The sequence below is a fragment of the Rheinheimera sp. F8 genome (assembly GCF_001518915.1).
The window spans coordinates 3,312,474-3,329,811 of the sequence record NZ_CP013656.1; the positions used below are offsets into that span (position 1 = coordinate 3,312,474).

The 17,338-nt window shown below is 51.6% G+C and carries 16 protein-coding genes; 5 read left to right on the forward strand and 11 right to left on the reverse strand.

Annotated features, from left to right (window positions below; translation table 11 throughout):
- Positions 1-35 precede the first annotated feature (35 nt).
- Complete coding sequence (locus tag ATY27_RS14795; protein ID WP_208931396.1) at positions 36-479, forward strand: hypothetical protein; 444 nt, start codon at positions 36-38, stop codon at positions 477-479.
- A 54-nt stretch (positions 480-533) separates the two neighbouring features.
- Here the strand turns inward: ATY27_RS14795 and ATY27_RS14800 are convergent, their stop codons facing one another.
- From ATY27_RS14800 to zwf, 5 genes are read right to left on the reverse strand one after another with little or no spacing between them, the layout of a single operon-like run.
- Positions 534-1,181, reverse strand: a complete 648-nt coding sequence (locus ATY27_RS14800) for a bifunctional 4-hydroxy-2-oxoglutarate aldolase/2-dehydro-3-deoxy-phosphogluconate aldolase (protein ID WP_208931397.1) — start codon at positions 1,179-1,181, stop codon at positions 534-536.
- A 2-nt stretch (positions 1,182-1,183) separates the two neighbouring features.
- Complete coding sequence (gene glk / locus ATY27_RS14805) at positions 1,184-2,158, reverse strand: glucokinase (protein WP_208931398.1); 975 nt, start codon at positions 2,156-2,158, stop codon at positions 1,184-1,186.
- Positions 2,151-3,983, reverse strand: a complete 1,833-nt coding sequence (edd, locus tag ATY27_RS14810) for a phosphogluconate dehydratase (RefSeq protein ID WP_208931399.1) — start codon at positions 3,981-3,983, stop codon at positions 2,151-2,153. Before edd ends, glk begins: the two co-directional genes overlap by 8 nt.
- Before the next feature lie 8 nt (positions 3,984-3,991).
- Positions 3,992-4,681: a 6-phosphogluconolactonase gene (gene pgl / locus ATY27_RS14815; RefSeq protein WP_208931400.1), complete on the reverse strand. Its 690-nt coding sequence runs from the start codon at positions 4,679-4,681 to the stop codon at positions 3,992-3,994.
- A gap of 1 nt (position 4,682) precedes the next feature.
- Positions 4,683-6,155, reverse strand: a complete 1,473-nt coding sequence (gene zwf, locus ATY27_RS14820; protein WP_208931401.1) for a glucose-6-phosphate dehydrogenase — start codon at positions 6,153-6,155, stop codon at positions 4,683-4,685.
- A gap of 263 nt (positions 6,156-6,418) precedes the next feature.
- On the opposite strand from zwf, the gene ATY27_RS14825 reads away from it, so the two are divergent.
- Together ATY27_RS14825 and pyk are read left to right on the forward strand one after the other, a co-directional pair.
- Entirely contained in the window at positions 6,419-7,276 is an 858-nt protein-coding gene (locus tag ATY27_RS14825) for a MurR/RpiR family transcriptional regulator (RefSeq protein WP_208931402.1), read from the forward strand.
- Between the two features lie 136 nt (positions 7,277-7,412).
- Positions 7,413-8,849 carry a pyruvate kinase gene (pyk, locus tag ATY27_RS14830; RefSeq protein ID WP_208931403.1) on the forward strand — a complete coding sequence of 479 codons (1,437 nt, stop codon included), beginning with the start codon at positions 7,413-7,415 and terminating at the stop codon, positions 8,847-8,849.
- A gap of 99 nt (positions 8,850-8,948) precedes the next feature.
- Here pyk and ATY27_RS14835 read toward each other — a convergent pair whose 3' ends face one another.
- A complete protein-coding gene (locus ATY27_RS14835) occupies positions 8,949-9,899 on the reverse strand; it encodes a DMT family transporter (protein ID WP_208931404.1) in 951 nt (316 codons plus the stop codon).
- Between the two features lie 189 nt (positions 9,900-10,088).
- On the opposite strand from ATY27_RS14835, the gene ATY27_RS14840 reads away from it, so the two are divergent.
- The gene (locus ATY27_RS14840) at positions 10,089-11,090 is read left to right on the forward strand and encodes an ATP-dependent 6-phosphofructokinase (protein ID WP_208931405.1); all 1,002 of its coding nucleotides are present in this window, start codon (positions 10,089-10,091) and stop codon (positions 11,088-11,090) included.
- A gap of 62 nt (positions 11,091-11,152) precedes the next feature.
- Here ATY27_RS14840 and ATY27_RS14845 read toward each other — a convergent pair whose 3' ends face one another.
- From ATY27_RS14845 to hinT, 4 genes are all read right to left on the reverse strand, one after another.
- A complete protein-coding gene (locus ATY27_RS14845) occupies positions 11,153-11,980 on the reverse strand; it encodes a LytTR family DNA-binding domain-containing protein (RefSeq protein ID WP_208931406.1) in 828 nt (275 codons plus the stop codon).
- On the reverse strand, positions 11,949-13,043 hold the full coding sequence (locus ATY27_RS14850; protein WP_208931407.1) for a histidine kinase: 1,095 nt from the start codon (positions 13,041-13,043) through the stop codon (positions 11,949-11,951). The genes ATY27_RS14845 and ATY27_RS14850 overlap by 32 nt, the downstream gene beginning before the upstream one ends.
- Positions 13,044-13,153: 110 nt before the next feature.
- Positions 13,154-13,552: an acyl-CoA thioesterase gene (locus tag ATY27_RS14855; RefSeq protein WP_208931408.1), complete on the reverse strand. Its 399-nt coding sequence runs from the start codon at positions 13,550-13,552 to the stop codon at positions 13,154-13,156.
- Positions 13,553-13,639: 87 nt separating this feature from the next.
- Positions 13,640-13,990, reverse strand: a complete 351-nt coding sequence (hinT, locus tag ATY27_RS14860) for a purine nucleoside phosphoramidase (RefSeq protein ID WP_208931409.1) — start codon at positions 13,988-13,990, stop codon at positions 13,640-13,642.
- A 66-nt stretch (positions 13,991-14,056) separates the two neighbouring features.
- Here hinT and ATY27_RS14865 point away from each other — a divergent pair, with 66 nt between their 5' ends.
- Entirely contained in the window at positions 14,057-15,862 is a 1,806-nt protein-coding gene (locus ATY27_RS14865; RefSeq protein WP_208931410.1) for a M61 family metallopeptidase, read from the forward strand.
- 45 nt (positions 15,863-15,907) lie between these two features.
- Here the strand turns inward: ATY27_RS14865 and ATY27_RS14870 are convergent, their stop codons facing one another.
- A complete protein-coding gene (locus ATY27_RS14870) occupies positions 15,908-17,245 on the reverse strand; it encodes an IS4 family transposase (protein WP_208931411.1) in 1,338 nt (445 codons plus the stop codon).
- Positions 17,246-17,338: the final 93 nt, after the last annotated feature.

A 17,338-nucleotide genomic window follows, 5' to 3' on the forward strand; every position in this document is an offset into this window, starting at 1 on the left:
AAAATTCGTACCTTTGTTTACAGTTGAGGTTTACGATGAAATTAGTTTTATTGTTATCAGGCATCATGGTGCTGAGCACAGCGGCGAAAGCTGATTCGGTTGACCTCTGGTCTGTTGGCCACGGTTTTAGTCAGGGCGGAATACTGGGGGTGCAGTACCAATCAGTCCATGACCAAGACAAAGCGACTTTTGCACTGGGCCTGCTGGGCGCTGCGATCGGTTGGCAGCATGCAATAGATTCGGAGCGTCATCATGCTTTAGGTCTGAGTGCCGGCTACGAAGCCATTTTCGCGGATAAAGGTTTTGTTGGTGCCACTTACAATTATTACCCGTCAGGTTTCGCCGCGCGTAGCTGGCATTTTGGGATTTTTGCCGGCACCGCCCGGGAGGACAGATACTTTTTATTTACCCCGTTCCACAGTACACAACAAACCCGAAGCAGGGCTATTGCTGCATTAGAAATTGGTTTTCAGTATTAACCTGATAACAATAAAAAAAACCGGCTGATGCCGGTTTTTTTTATTGCAGCAGCCTTAGGCCTTTGCTTTCGCCACGGCGTCTTTACACAGTTGCGTGATGCGATCCCAGTCGCCGGCGACAATAGCATCATCCGGTACAATCCAGCTGCCACCAACACAACGCACGTTGGGTAGCGCCAGATACTCGAGGAAATTCTTCTCGTTGATGCCGCCTGTCGGGCAGAAGCGGATATCAGAGAATGGGCCATGGATAGATTTCAGCGTTTTCACGCCCCCTGCAGCTTCCGCCGGGAAGAACTTGAAGTGGGTGTAGCCTAAGCCTGTCCCTTCCATCAATTCAGAAATCGATGCGATGCCTGGAATTAACGGAATTGGTGCTTCTTTACCGGCAACCAGCAGTTCACGGGTCAGGCCCGGGCTGATGGCAAACTTCGCTCCAGCTTCGACCACTTTTTGCAGCTGATCAGCAGTAGTGACAGTACCAGCGCCTACAATCGCATCCGGCACTTCTTTGGATAACAACGCAATGGCTTCTAAAGCCACCGGAGTGCGCAAAGTCACTTCCAGCACCTTGATACCACCGGCCAATAAAGCTTTCGCCATCGGCACCGCGGTTGCCAGATCTTTAATCACGATCACCGGAACCACTGGGCCCTGTGCAAATAAGGTGTCTGGTTGTAACTGCCAGTTTGAAAACGACATAATCAGCCCGCCAATTTTTGTTTTAAATAAACTGCACAGCCGAGTAAACCCGGTTGTTCTGCAGTGACGATATAAGTTGCGATTTGCCGGTTGAACGCGGCAAAGCGTCCTTTGGCTTCGAATCTGCTGCGAAACTCACTTTGTTCCAGCAACGGCAGTAGTTTCGGTGTAATGCCACCTGCGACATAAACCCCGCCAAAAGTACTTAAGGTCAGGGCTAAATCACCAGCCAGGCTACCGAGTGAGGCAAAAAACTGGGCAACAACGGCCTGGCTCAATCCACAGCTACCGTCCAGCGCGTGTTGGCCAATCTCTGCAGCGGTTTTAGCCGGCACATCCAGTTGTTGATAGGCAGCCAATGCCAGATAGAGACTTTCCAGGCCCGGGCCCGATAACAAACGTTCCGGCGAGACATGGCCATAATGCGCAGCGAGATAACGCTGAATAAACCATTCCTGCTCGTTTTGCGCGGTCCAGTCGGTATGGCCGCCCTCGCCCGGCAATGGGATATAGCCCTGTGCCGTTGGGATCAAATGCGCAACGCCTAAGCCGGTACCGGCACCGAGCACTGCCATTGGCTTTGTCAGATCACGTTCGCCGGCACCGGTTTTCACCAGTTCGGCATCACGAATCGCCGGCAATGACATCGCCACTGCAGTGAAATCGTTCAGCACAACAAATTCAGCAAGACCGAGTTCAGCTTTGATCTGCGCGATGGAAAATTCCCAGTGGAAATTGGTCATCTTGACGAAATCGCCGGTCACCGGGCAGGCAATCGCCACAGCGACATGTGCGATGTCGGTCAGTTCCTGCTGTTCCCGGTAGTACTGCAGCGCCAGAGACAGCGTGGCGAAATCCGCACACGGATATACCACAACTTTATCCAGCGCCAGCGTGTCTAAATCCACCCGGCTGAACCGGGCGTTGGTGCCGCCAATATCCGCGACGATTGCGAAGCGGATCTGTACATTAACCATTGAGGTGCTCCTCAGTGGTAAACAGACTGCAGGCCCCTTGTTCAGCACCGGTCAGTACTGTGCGCAGGCCACCAAAGATCTCGCGGCCCATGCCGTAATAACTTTCTGACATATCGCAGGTCGCCAGCGGCCGGGCATTAAATTCTGCGGCATCAACCAGCACCTGTAACTCACCGGTCTGTGCATTCACGCGGACGATATCGCCATCAAGAATACGGCCGATTGGACCGCCTTCAATCGCTTCAGGCGTGACATGGATTGCCGCCGGGACTTTGCCTGAGGCGCCGGACATCCGGCCATCAGTGACCAGCGCCACTTTAAAACCACGGTCCTGCAACACGCCCAGTGGCGGTGTCAGTTTATGCAGCTCTGGCATACCACAGGCTTTTGGCCCCTGGAAACGCACTACAACCACACAATCTTTATCCAGTTTGCCCGCTTTAAACGCGGCATCCAGTTCGTGTTGATCGCTAAACACCACAGCTGGTGCTTCAACGATATCTGTGCCTGTACGCAAAGATGAGGTCTTAATCACGCCGCGGCCGATGTTGCCGGATAATACGTGGACACCACCTGAGGCTTTAAATGGTGCCGCAACTGAAGAGATAACCTTGTCATCCAATGATTTGGCCGGACCATCCACCCACACCAGTTCGCCGTTTTGCAGCTCTGGTACCTGGGTGTAACGACGCAGACCAAAACCGGCCACAGTGTGGACGTCTTCGTGCACTAAACCCGCATCTAACAGCTCACGGATCAATACCGACATACCACCAGCCTGATGGAAGTGGTTCACGTCGGCTTCACCGTTCGGATAGATTTTGGCCAGCAATGGCGTGGCTTTGGACAAATCTTCGAAATCGTCCCAATTGACGATAAAGCCGGCACTACGCGCAACTGCTACTAAGTGCATGGTGTGGTTAGTCGAACCACCCGTTGCCAGCAGGCCAACAATCCCATTCACTACAGCTTTGACATCAACAATTTGGCCGATTGGCGTGTAGTTTGCGCCTAAATCGGTCAGACGGGTAACCTGACGCGCCGCGGCTTTGGTCAGCGCATCGCGTAATTCGGTGCCCGGATTGACAAACGACGACCCCGGCAGATGCAGGCCCATCATCTCAACCACTAACTGATTCGAGTTGGCAGTACCGTAGAAGGTACAGGTGCCGGCTGCGTGATAAGACTTGGCTTCAGAATCCAGCAGCTCTTCTTTGCCGACTTTGCCTTCAGCATACAGCTGGCGCACCCGGGCTTTTTCTTTGTTTGGAATACCAGAAGGCATTGGACCGGCCGGCACAAACACAAACGGCAGATGACCAAAACTTAAAGCAGCCATCAACAGACCTGGCACAATCTTGTCACAGATCCCCAGCATCATGGCGCCGTCAAACATATTGTGAGACAGACCGACCGCCGCAGACATCGCGATAATATCGCGGCTGAGCAGACTCAGTTCCATGCCCGGTTGCCCCTGGGTTACGCCGTCACACATTGCCGGTACACCACCGGCAAACTGCGCCACGCTGCCCACTTCAGCACAGGCCTGTTTAATCATGGCCGGATAAGTTTCATACGGCTGATGTGCTGACAACATATCGTTGTAGCTGGAAATAATACCGATGTTGGCTTTGGTCAGACTACGCAGGTCCGTCTTTTCCTGCGTGGTGCACGCAGCAAAACCGTGTGCCAGATTGCCACATGCCAAAGCACCGCGATGCGGGCCTTTACGCCGGGCTTTTTCCATCCGTTGCAGATAAATGGCGCGGCTTTTCTCGCTGCGGGCCAAAATCCGTTCTGTAACCTGTAGTATGACCGGGTGCATATAAACCTCTATTGATCTGCGTACATAACTGACAGCTGTGGAGATGTCAGTTGAATAAAGGCACGGATTGGCATCGCTGCCACATCAGTGCCGGCAGCCGCCTGCTCGAGCACCTGCAATTTCTTACTGCCAATCAAATGCAGATAAATGGCGCGTCCTGCAGCGAGGCGTTTTTTGCTGAAACTAATGCGCTGATATGGCGCAGTCGTTGGATTGGTCGCCAATAAATCAGCCGAGTCGTCGGCCAATCCTGCCGCCAGTTCTGGACAACATGGGAACAAAGATGCGGTGTGACCGTCTTCACCCATGCCCAATATGACTACATCAAAGCGTGGTAAAGCTTCAATTCGCTGCAGCAGCTCTGGCACGGCGGCTTCAGCATTGTCTGCTTTGGCATACAGACTGACAAAACGTGCAGCTGCGGCTTTGTGCTGTAACAACGCTGATTTAACCAAGCGTTCATTGCTGTCTGGCGCGTCATCTGGCAAATAACGGTCGTCAGCCAACGTGATGGTGACTTTCGACCAGTCCAGATCGGTATTGGCTAACGTTTGAAACAGTGGCAATGGCGTACGGCCACCAGAAACAACAAGTACAGCTTCACCACGCGTATTGATAGCATCCTGTAGCTGTGCGCTGATTTGGCTGGCAAAGGCGGCATTCAGCGCCTGTGAGTCGGGAAATTGCTGCAATTGCATGTTATTCATCCCAGTTACGATCATCACGCGCCAGTAATGAAATGGCAGCAACCGGGCCCCAGGTACCAGCCTGATAGGCTTTTGGCGGCTCATTGTTGATGCGCCATGCATCCAGAATACCGTCGACCCAGGTCCAGGCCTGTTCCACTTCGTCGCGGCGGACGAACAAATACTGGTTGCCTAACATCGCTTCTAACAACAAACGTTCGTAAGCATCCGCAATACGCTGAGACTGGAAGGTTTCGTCGAAACTTAAATCGAGCTTGCTTTGTTGTAACTGCATCGTTTCGCCAAGGCCCGGGATCTTGTTCATGATCTGGATCTCAACGCCTTCATCCGGCTGTAAGCGGATGATCAGTTTATTCGCCGGCAACTGTTTATAAGTTTCATGGAAAATATTGTGTGGTTGTGGCTTAAAGCAAATGACCACTTCACTGACTTTATTCGGCATACGTTTACCGGTGCGCAGATAAAACGGCACGCCAGCCCAGCGCCAGTTGTCGATATCAATTTTGATCGCAACAAAAGTTTCGGTTTTACTGTTCGGCCGCGCGTCTTCTTCTTCCAGATAACCCGGTACTGCTTTGCCTGCGACAAAACCGCTGGCATATTGACCGCGTACGGTTTTTTCCTGCACGTTTTGCAGATTAATTGGCCGCAGTGCCTTTAATACTTTTAACTTCTCGTCACGGATACTGTCGGCATCAAGGCGCGCCGGTGGCTCCATCGCGATCAGCGACAGCACTTGTAATAAGTGGTTTTGGACCATGTCGCGCATTTGACCGGCGTCGTCGTAATAACCCCAACGCCCTTCTACACCGACTTCTTCGGCCACGGAGATTTGTACGTGGTCAATGGCATTATGATCCCAGTTCGAGGCGAAAATCGCATTGGCAAAGCGCAGTGCTAACAGGTTCAGCACTGTTTCTTTACCTAAATAATGGTCGATACGGTAAATCTGCGATTCTTTGAAATAACGGGCAACTTCGTCGTTGATGACTTTCGACGATTCCAGGCAATGGCCAATCGGTTTTTCTAACACCACACGTGATGGTTCGGCCGACAACCCGGCAGAATCAAGCCCTTTGCATATGTTGCCAAATAACGACGGCGCCGTCGCAAAATAACTGACAGGAATACGTTTAGCCGGATTAGTCACATCTTTTAATTGCAGATAGTCGGCTTCTTTCGTCAGATCAACCTGTACATATAACAGTTTGCCCTTCAGGCGTTGCCAGACGTCGGCATCGATCGGCTCTTTAATGAATTTGTGTAAGTTGGTTTCAACAAGCTCGACATAGTCAGCCTGCGTCAATGCGTCCCGTGCCACACCAATAATGCGTGAATCGGCGTGCAGCAAGGCGGCACGTTCCAGTTGGTATAAGGCAGGGAGTAGTTTGCGGCGCGCGAGATCGCCTTTGGTGCCAAACAGAATTAAATCACAGGCTTTGTTTGATTGTGCTGTTGCTGTCATGCAAATGACCCTTGAATAGATGTAATTTTACAACACTTAGCCGCATACTAGCCGACTGAAAAGCGCTTGTAAACCTAATAAGATGTAATTAAATTACACATTAACTAAAGAATTTGACGAGCCGATGGCTGTAAGCAGTCTTTGACAACTATCATCAATAGTGTGGTAAATTTATCACTTTTGATGTAGCCGGCTTTGTCAGACTACAAATAATATTACATAAACCTGCCCCCGCAGGTCTCATAACAAGCAGGTAACCGCGGATGAATGTGCTGGAAAAAATCGTCAACAGTGTCAACAGCTTTAGTAAGTCAGAGCGAAAAGTGGCAGATGTGATCCTGGCCAACCCGCAAACGACCATTCACAGCAGTATTGCTGCGCTGGCGAAAATGGCTGATGTGTCAGAACCGACTGTAAACCGCTTTTGTCGCCGCCTCGATACTAAAGGCTTTCCGGATTTTAAGCTGCACCTGGCGCAAAGTCTGGCAAATGGTACGCCTTATGTAAACCGTCACGTCGAAGAAGACGACGGCCCGGAAGCTTATACTGCCAAGATATTCGAATCAACGATGGCAGCATTGGATGCTGCACGGCAAAATGTTGATATTCCGACGATTAATCGTGCAGTTGACGTGCTGACTCAGGCGAAAAAGATTTCATTCTTTGGTCTCGGCGCTTCTGCATCTGTGGCGCATGATGCACAAAACAAGTTTTTCCGCTTTAACGTACCGGTTGTTTGTTTTGATGACATCGTGATGCAACGGATGAGTGCTATTAATAGTGCTGAAGGTGATGTAGTGGTGTGTATTTCTCACACCGGCCGCACAAAAAACCTTTGTGATATCGCTACTATTGCGCGTGAAAACGATGCGACAGTGATTGGTATTACTGCCTATGACAGCCCGCTGGCAAAAGAATGTACGCTGGTGTTGTCGCTGGATGTGCCGGAAGATACCGACATGTATATGCCGATGGCGTCGCGCGTTGCACAGTTAGTGCTGATCGATATTCTGGCGACTGGTTTTACACTGCGGCGTGGCACCAAATTCCGGGAAAATCTAAAGAAAGTAAAAGACAGTTTGCGTGGTTCACGCTTTGATAAAAAGGATTTTCATAGCTGATCGGAGCAGTTGAACGGCTAAAACTGTAGTTTTTTTTCAGATGCTCGCTATATTCTGTAATTTAATTACATTAAACTAATCCAGTTCGAACCGGGCATCCGCCCGGTTTTTGCCAATCAACAGGCAGGAGTTGCCAATGCCAAGAAGAACCAAAATAGTCGCCACTCTGGGTCCAGCTACCAATACTCAGGCCGCCATCGAAAAACTGATCCAGGCCGGTGCTTCAGTATTCCGTTTTAATTTCTCCCACGGCAGTGCCGACGACCATATTCAACGCGCCGTCATGGTGCGCGCCGCAGCAGCTGCTTGTGGTGCCCATGTTGCGATCCTGGGTGATTTACAAGGCCCGAAAATCCGGGTGTCTACTTTCAAGAATTCCAGCGTAGAACTGACTGAAGGTCAGGATTACGTGCTCGATGCTGCCCTTGGCAAAGGCCTCGGTGACGAGACGCAAGTCGGTATTGATTATAAAGAGCTGCCTGGCGATGTATTCCCTGGCGATTTACTGTTATTGGATGACGGCCGGATCCAGCTGGTGGTGTCTCATGTTGATGGCAGCCGCATTGTGACCAAAGTGACAGTCGGCGGTAAGCTCAGCAACAATAAAGGTATTAACCGTCAGGGCGGCGGCTTGTCAGCGCCGGCACTGACTGACAAAGATAAAAACGATATCGCTTTAGCCGCGGATATCGACGTCGATTATCTGGCAGTGTCGTTCCCGCGCACTGGTGATGATTTACGCCTGGCCCGCCAACTGGCGCGCGCGGCCGGATCAGAGGCTCTGATTGTCTCTAAAGTTGAACGCGCCGAAGCCGTCGCTGATGATGAAACGCTGGATGATATTATCCGTGCATCAGACGCCGTGATGGTTGCCCGTGGTGACTTAGGTGTTGAGATTGGTGATGCCGAGCTGGTCGGTCAGCAAAAACGTATTATTGCCCGCTCCCGTCAGCTGAACCGTGTCGTGATCACGGCGACGCAAATGATGGAAAGCATGATTGAAAGCCCGATGCCAACCCGCGCCGAAGTGATGGACGTGGCGAACGCGGTGCTCGATGGCACAGACGCGGTGATGCTGTCAGCCGAAACGGCTGCCGGTAAGTATCCAACCGAAACCGTGAAAGCAATGGGCCGGGTCTGTGACGGCGCCGAAAAGCATCCAAAAGTGTTGTCATCCAAACACCGGATGGATGTTACTTTCACTGAGATCAGCGAAACAATTGCATTGTCAGCGATGTATGCTGCTAATCACCTTGCTGGTATCAAGGCAATTATTGCACTGACAGAATCTGGTTATACCGCCAAACTGATGTCCCGTATCACCTCTTCTCACCCGATTTACGCCTTATCGCGTCATGTGAAAACACTGAACAAAATGGCGTTGTATCGCGGCGTGTACCCGGTGTCGTTTGACAGCCATGGCATCAGCAACGACCATATTGCCGATGAAGCGGTTGCAGCCGTGAAAAAAGCGGCTGGCTTGCAAAGCGGTGACTTAGTGATCCTGACACACGGCGATGTGATGGAAACTGTCGGTGCTTCGAATACCTGTAAGATTGTGACCGTTAAATAACGGATGTTTAAGATTTAAAAAAGGTCGCAATTGCGACCTTTTTTTATTGCTGCTGATTTTACTCACCGGCTTTAGATCACAGCGTTGATACAGTTGTGCTCAGGCTGCTTGTTGTCTGTCTGCCAGATGCTGTTTCAGCAACGGCGATAAGGCAGTGATTGCCGAACCGGCAACCACTAATAAAGCACCGGTAACCGACCAGGCATTCAACGTCTGCGCAGGTGCAGCATCCGGAAATAACCAGCTGACGATATTGGCAAATAAGATGGTTAACAATGGCGTGATCGCCAGCACTGCACTGACTTTTGACGCTTCCCAGTGCTCCAGCGCTTCCGCGAAGGCGCCGTAGGCAACAATGGTATTTAAACAGCAGAACGCCAGCAGGCCCCACTGCAGTCCCGACAGCTGCAGGATGGGGTTCAGATCGGCGACCGGGAAGAAGCACAAAGCACCGGCCAGATAGATAAACCACATAATTTGCTGAGAGTTAAAGGTCATCAGCAACTGCTTTTGTGCCAGCGCATAACAAGCCCAGGTGACTGCAGCAATAATGACTAACAACACGCCGATGCTGTCCTGACCAAACTGGGTCAATAACAACACCAAGCGTTCGTTGAAAAACAGCAACAAACCGAGCACCAACAATGTGGCGCCGATTTTTTGCCATAACAGTAACTGCTCGCGGAAGATAAAAATCCCGCCCATCATCATCAGAAAAGGCGCCAGTTGGATCACAACTTGCGCAGTTTCGGCGGTTAACAGATGCAGTCCCATCAGATATAAGATGTAATTCGACAACAAACCGCCGATGGCGACTGTCAAAAGAATACTCGCTTTACGGCTGAGTCCGCGCACCGATGGCAGGGCTTTTTGTTGCCATAGCACAACGCTGACAAACAAAGCAGCGATTAAAAAACGGATCCAGGTAATAGTATTGGCGGTTAAATCTACTAATAAATGCTTAAGCGCTATCGGTAACATGCCCCACAAAACTGCTGTCACTAATGCCAAGATAAACCCATAAACACTGCGGCCAGACGCCTGATGCATACCCTACCCTTAGACTGAAAAAAACGCGCTATTGTCGTTGTTTTCGCCGGCGTTGTCGCCTGTTATCCAGCGCCGCGATCTTGTTTTTCCGTGGATTGACCGGTATTTGCGGTATATCAAGACAAGCTGGTGCGTGCTGGTTTAAGCTCAGGACAATTCATATTAAAACGCCGTAAAGGAGTGATAAACATGATGCAAAGGATAGGAGTGTTAACTTCTGGTGGCGATGCTCCCGGCATGAATGCCGCGATCCGCGCCGTCGTATTAACGGCCAGTCAGTATGGGCTTGAGGTCATTGGATTTCGCCATGGTTTTAACGGTATTTTTCAGCGCGACTTTCAGTTGCTGCAAAATGCAGATGTACGTCAGATCAGCCATCTGGGTGGCACCATTTTAAAAAGTGCGCGCTGCAAAGCACTGCCGCAGCCCGGTGGTGCTGAACTTGCTGCACAAATACTGCATGAACTTGGTATAGACGCGCTTTTGGTGATCGGTGGCGATGGTTCGTTTCGCGGTTGTATGGCGTTATCCCATCACTACCAAGGTCAGATTGTTGGTCTGCCGGGCACTATCGATAATGATCTCGACGGTACTGATTTAACTATTGGCTTTGCCACTGCGCTGCAGACGGCGTTGGATGCGCTCGATAAAATCCGTGATACCGCAGATGCGTTTGAGCGGACTTTTCTGGTCGAAGTGATGGGACGCCATACCGGTTATCTGGCTTTATCTGCCGGTATCGCCGGTAGCGCCGAACAGATTATTTGCCCGGAGTACGGCGAAACCGTCGATGTGCCAGATATTGCTGCTGATATCCGTAGTTATCAACAACAACATGGCGCCTGCAGTTATATCATTGTACTGGCTGAAACCATGTATCCGGCCGGTGCGGCTGCGCTGGCGCAGGAATTGTCGGAACAAAGTGGCACTGAATGCCGCGCAGTGGTGCTTGGACATTTGCAGCGTGGCGGCAGTCCGGTTGGGTCAGATCGGATCCTGGCAACCAAATTAGGCGCCTATGCCGTAGAACAACTGATAGCAGGTCATGCCCATCTGATGATGGCTGGTGAACAGGCCGGCCAGGCTGTGTTGTTTCCGCTGTCTCTGACCGGCGAACAACATAAAAAAGCCGATCCATTTTTACTCGCATGGCAAGACCGCGTGTTACAGCAACATAAAACGGAGCAATGATCGCAGAAAAAAAACGGCGCCCTGCCGGACGCCGTTTCCTGTTTATATCTTGCGGCGATGGCTTAACTGCCAAACACCGTTTTGACGCGGTCCTTGTAACTGCGGCTGACCTTCACTGATTGGCCGTTCGTCAGCATCAGCTGATGTTCGCCGTTGGCCAGCATTTGTAATTTAGCAATAGTCGCAACGTTCACAATCGCCGAGCGATGCACCCGCACAAACAAGCGTGGGTCCAGTTCCTGTTCCAATTCTTTCATAGTCCGGCGCAGGATGTGCGTCTGGCCATCGTTAGTGTGAATACACATGTAATCACCGGCGGCGTCGACCCAATCGATGCTGGATACCAATACCCGGGTGATTTCGCCGGAGTCTTTGATACTAATCGCTTCCGGGAATTTGTCATTCATCACTGGTTGTTCGTTATCAAGCCGGCCGAGAATTTGTGCCGTATCTTCGCCAGTCAGTTTGGCCACCACTTCAGCCAACTGGCCTTTGTGTTTGTGATCATCACGGGCCTCATAGGCGCGTAATAATTTTTCCACAGCGGCCTGCAGCCGCTCGGCTTCTACTGGTTTTAACACATAATCGACGGCGCTGACGTTAAATGCGCTCAGTGCATAATGATCAAAGGCTGTCACAAAAATGACATAAGGCAGATGTGTCATTTCACTTTGCAGGTGTTTTAACACGGCAAAACCATCCAGCACCGGCATCTCAACATCGAGAAATAATACGTCTGGCTTATGGCTCAACACCGCAGCAATCGCTTCTTCACCATTACAGCATTCGGCGACCACTTCTAATTCTTTAAATGCCGCAAGCCGCAATAACATGCCTTTACGCGCCAGCGGTTCATCGTCAACGACGATGACTCTCAGAATGTTCTTCATCAGTTTCTTCCACCTCAAACGGGATCCGGATGTTCACTTTGACGCCTTGCGGCTGATTATGCGTCAGCACCAGCGAAAAATTCTTGTCGTACAATGCGGCCAGCCGCTCACGGGTATTTACCAGGCCAAGCCCGCTATTTTCCTTGGGCAGACCCGAGTCAATCGGCATACCCGGGCCGTTATCTGCTACTTCAATCAACAAATCATGACCAAACTTACGGGCTTTAATTGCGATCAGACCACCGGCAGCCTGCCGGGCCACGGCATATTTAATGGCATTTTCTACCAATGGCTGCAAAATCAGGCTGGGAACCAGCGCCTGTTCTGTGTTGTCGGCAATATCATATTCAATAGTCAGCCGTTCAGAAAAACGCACTTTTTCAATTTCCAGATACAAAGAAGCGGCGTGCAACTCCTGTTGTAAGGCGACTTTTTTAATCGGGTCTTTGTATAACGAATAACGCAGGAAATCACTCAGGCGGCTCAACATTTTATTAGCGGTATCGGCCTCACCGAGCATCACCAATGTCGAGATTGCATTGAGCGTATTAAACAGAAAATGGGGATTGAGCTGATAGCGCAGCATTTTTAACTGTGCTTCGTGCGCCTTGTTCGACGCAGTCAGCAGCTTTTGTTTTTCTTGCTGCAGACTTTGGTAATAGCGCACGCCGAAATATAAACCGCTCCAGCTCAGCATCACATAAAAACTGACCGGCGTTTGCTCCAGATATTGCAGCCAGTCTTTTGGCCGGAAGCCGTGCCGGTAAATTTCCCAATAATTGAAATTTTTAATCACGGACCAGCAGGCGGCGGTAACCAAAGATGCCAGTAACACCGATCCAATCAGCGCTGCCGGATGAAAACTACGGATCCGCTGATACAGATAACGCAGCGGAATGGTTAATAACCAGCCGGCATAGGCGTCAAGTGCGACGACTAACAGATAGGCATCACGCATTTCCTGAAATAACGAACCAAGAAAAGCAACCAAGGCAAAACCCAGCCACCCAAGGCTGTGTAATAACCAAAACTGACGGTGGCGATCTTCCAGAATTCGGAGCAAGGATGGATACCCATGTTTGTCGGGAGGCCGATTATACCAAAGCCACTGCCAGGATAATCGGCGTTAAACCCGCCTCAGTGCCTGTTAGTCGCAGCGTTGGCAGATGCAGGTCAGCTCAGCACCGGCGTTGGCTTGCGATCAGGACCCAATGCAACAAAAGTAAAGGAGCCGGAGATCGCGCGATGCTGATCATCGCTGTACATATCTTCGACAAAAATATCGACATTGACGCGGATACTGGTGCGGCCAACGTGTTCAATCCGCGCGACCAGTTCAATAATGCTGCCGGCCGGGATCGATTCTTTGAAATCCACCCGGTCAGAACACACAGTGACCAGCGGTTTGCGGCAAAAACGGGTGGCGGCAATAAATGCAGCTTCGTCCATCCACGCCAGAGCCTCGCCACCAAATAAGGTGTTGTGATGGTTGGTGCGGCCAGGAAATACAGTTTTGGTAACGCGTGTCACCGCTTTTTCTATCCGGACCGCCACTTGCGCTTCATTCATCATTGTTGATCTCCGTGCTTTTGCCCCATGTGTAAAGGCCGCGCATTGTAGTGAATACACGGCATATTGCCAGCAAAAGATGCTGCCCGATCAGCGGGCCAACATAGGTCCAAGCGCTTTGCCACCAACCAGATGCATATGAATGTGAAACACTTCCTGTCCACCGTGCTCATTGCAGTTCACAATCAGCCGGTAGCCGTCCTGGGCAATGCCGGCCTCAGCCGCCAGTTTGCGCGCAACAGTAAACAACCGTCCAAGCGCCGCTTCGTGTTCAGCCTCGACATCGTTCGCGGTCGGAATTAATACATTCGGGACAATCAGAATATGGGTCGGGGCCCGAGGGTGGATATCGCGAAACGCAGTAACCAGGTCGTCCTGATACAACACTTCTGCCGGGATCTCCCGACGAATTATTTTACTGAAAATCGTTTCTTGTGCCATTTCAACTCCTTATTGCGTGGCGTCGGCGTTATAATCCGACAAAACAGGATGCAGGAAGTATATGTGATGACTGAAGTCCGTTACCAGCTGGAACTGGCAGATTTAGCCGGCCATTATATTGATGTGGCAATTGATTTTGTGCCACAGGCACAGCAGCCGGTGATATTGGCACTACCGGCCTGGATCCCGGGTTCTTATATGATCCGGGATTTTGCCCGCCACTTACTGGATATTCGCGCCGAAGATACTGAGGGGCCACTGACACTGACGCAGCTGGACAAACAGAGCTGGTCACTGACGCCGGGTCTGCTGCCGGTGACCGTGCGCTACCGGGTATACGCCTTTGACCTTTCGGTGCGGGCAAATTATCTCAGCAGCGAGATAGCCGTAGTAAATCCGGCCGCCACTTGTTTGCAGGTACAAGGTCTGGAACTGCAGCCGCATCAAATCAGTATCTTGCGTGGACAGGCCCCGACGCACTGGCAACTCGCCACAGGACTGCCTCGCACTGCGCCTACGGCAGCGCTGGCATTTGGTGATTATCTGGCAAGCAGCTATGCGCAGCTGATTGACAGCCCTTTACTGGCTGGCGCATTGGATATCGCCAGTTTTGTAGTCGATGGTGTCCCGCATCATCTGGTGCTGTGTGGTGCGGTGGCCACCGACAGCCAGCGAATTGCCGCAGATCTGTTGCCGCTGTGCCAGACTCAACGGCAGGTCTTTGGCGCCCTGCCCGCTGATTTAACCGAATATTGGTTTTTGACCTGGGTGGTGGACAACGGCTACGGTGGTCTCGAACATCGCAATTCGACCTTATTGCTGTGTAACCGCTTTGACCTGCCCAATCCCCGCTTGCCGCAGGAATACAGCGAGGAGTATCAGAATTTCCTCGCACTGTGCAGTCATGAATATTTCCATACCTGGTGGGTCAAACGGGCACGTCCCACGCCCTACCTCGATTATCAGCTGGCGGCCGAACAATACAGCACGCAACTGTGGCTCTATGAAGGCTTCACTTCTTATTACGACGACTTGAGTTTATTGCGCACCGGTAAGCTCAGCCTGGAACAATATCTGACAGGCCTGGCTAAAACCATCAGCCGGCTGGAACGGGCGCCGGCGAATACCCGGCAAAGTCTGGCGGACAGCAGTTTTAACGCCTGGACGCGGTTTTACCGACAGGACGAAAATGCCGCCAATGCAATAGTCAGTTATTATGCCAAGGGCTCGCTGCTGGCGTTTTGTCTGGATGCAGAATTACACGCACTCGGGTTAACACTGGATGGCCTGATGCAACGCTGCTGGCAGCAATATGGTGCGCGAGAAAGCGGTAGCGATGATCAGCGCTTCTTTGAGTTACTGGCGTCATATAGCCAGTCTGACGCGCTGGTCACAACCGTCCATTCCTGGGTCAATACCGCAGCGTTATTGCCGTTGGCGCGGGCGGCTGAGATCCTGGGTTTAAGCCTAAGTTGGCGGCAGCCGGAACATCCACTGGACCTCAGCGGCGACAAGTCGCTGCCATTGCCTTCAGTCGAGCCGGGCTTTCTGTTTGAAGGAACCCCTGAAGGCTTGAAGCTGACAGCGGTGCGTAACGGGACTGCGGCACATCAGGCCGGCTTTAGCTGTGGTGATCTGTTAATTGCGGTACAAGGGCTCAAGGCCAATGAAAACACCCTGAAACAGCTGCTGAACCGCGCCAATGTGGGCGATGTACTGCAATGCCATCTGTTCCGCCAACAACGCTTGTTACAGCTTGACCTGACGTTATTGCCGGCCGCCGCCACAGTCGCTGTGTTAAAACCCTTGTCACAGCGGACAGCCTGGCCTGGCATGCCATGGCCACAACCGGACGCGTCAGACCAGTGCTGAGCTGTGTCAGCATAAAAAAAGCCCGCGACGACTGCGCAATGCTCTTCACTTAAGTGGAGCCGCATTGCGGTTTACCGGATAACGGGTTTTGGATATCTTCACCGCCCTGGGCCTTGCTGGCCTGGGGCGTTTTTCTATAAACAGATTGCCGATACAACCGCGCAGCTCTGACAGTCTTCTTGCCGTGTGCGATGGTGAGATAGCGCCTGCCATCATCGCCAGTTTGTTGGCTATAAACTGACAGGCAAACTTAAAGCTGACTTCATCAGGGGCTCGTTTGTGCGCGACTGCTGCCTGACTGGCTTCTCTTCGGACCAGATTGTATCCCAGCAAGAGTCCCCATAATTCCTGATACACCAACGCCACCTTTTTGCTGCGAAGCGTGATGGTATTGTGTTGCATCGAGCTTTTAATATCCCGAAAGCCTAATTCTATTTCCCAGCGCTCATGGTAGAGCGTCGCCACCTGGTGTGCCGTGAACTCTGTCGCAGGTAATGAGGTGAAGACTGTTTTCTCGCCACCTGCAATTTCATAGGTCACAGCCCTGACTTGCCAGAACTCCGGCAATGCCGGGTTCTTTTTACGCGCCTGTGGGGAGATTTTCATCTGCAACAARCGGTCRCCATCGCCRTARYGYYCGACTTCGGTATACACCAGCCCTTTACGCTCGGGGATAAGCCAGTGCCGGTTAGTTTCTTCATCGGCAATGCCCAGCAGCAAGTCCGCACTGAAGAAACCTTTATCCAGTAACGTCACGGAGTGCGCCGGCAAGGATTGAATGAAATCGCGGGCCAACGGGATTTCGCCTTTGCGATAAGGACTGATGGCTGCGTTGACCACCACATGCGAGCGCACATTCATCAGCGCCACCAGACGCAACATCGGATAAGGCGTCTGACGGTTGGTAGCGGTGTTACCCGAACCAAAATGGCCTCTGAGCTCAGGATTATCCTGCGTTCTGAACAAGGCACCATCGACGGCAAATACCTGCAGACCATGCCATGTATCAGCAGGATAACGCTCATGACCCCAGACTTGCGCACATTGACGGAATAACCATTCAACCGGTTGTTCGCCAAGCCGCTGACGGGCTTGCGACAGCGCACTGTCAGCCAGGAGCACATCGTTGGCAAGACCATCAGCACAGATATTCAGATGACGGGCGACTTCTGAGATAGGTTCATTGCGGAAAAAAGCCATACCGACCACCAGCCACAACACCATATCAGCGGGCAATCGCCTGCGGCGGATAGTGACCTTGTCGGATAAGGCCGCGGCGATACGGACCCATTCATCTGGAATATGGTTGGCAAATACTTCCATCCGGGCGACGGGCTCCCCGGACATCTCAATGACTTCGGTTAAATCCTGAATTAACGGCATAAAAAAATCCGGAACCTATGACGGGTTCCGGATTTTCCTACACTGCCAGGATCGGTCAAGTACTCTTAACTGATCTGCATTGCGCGACGACTG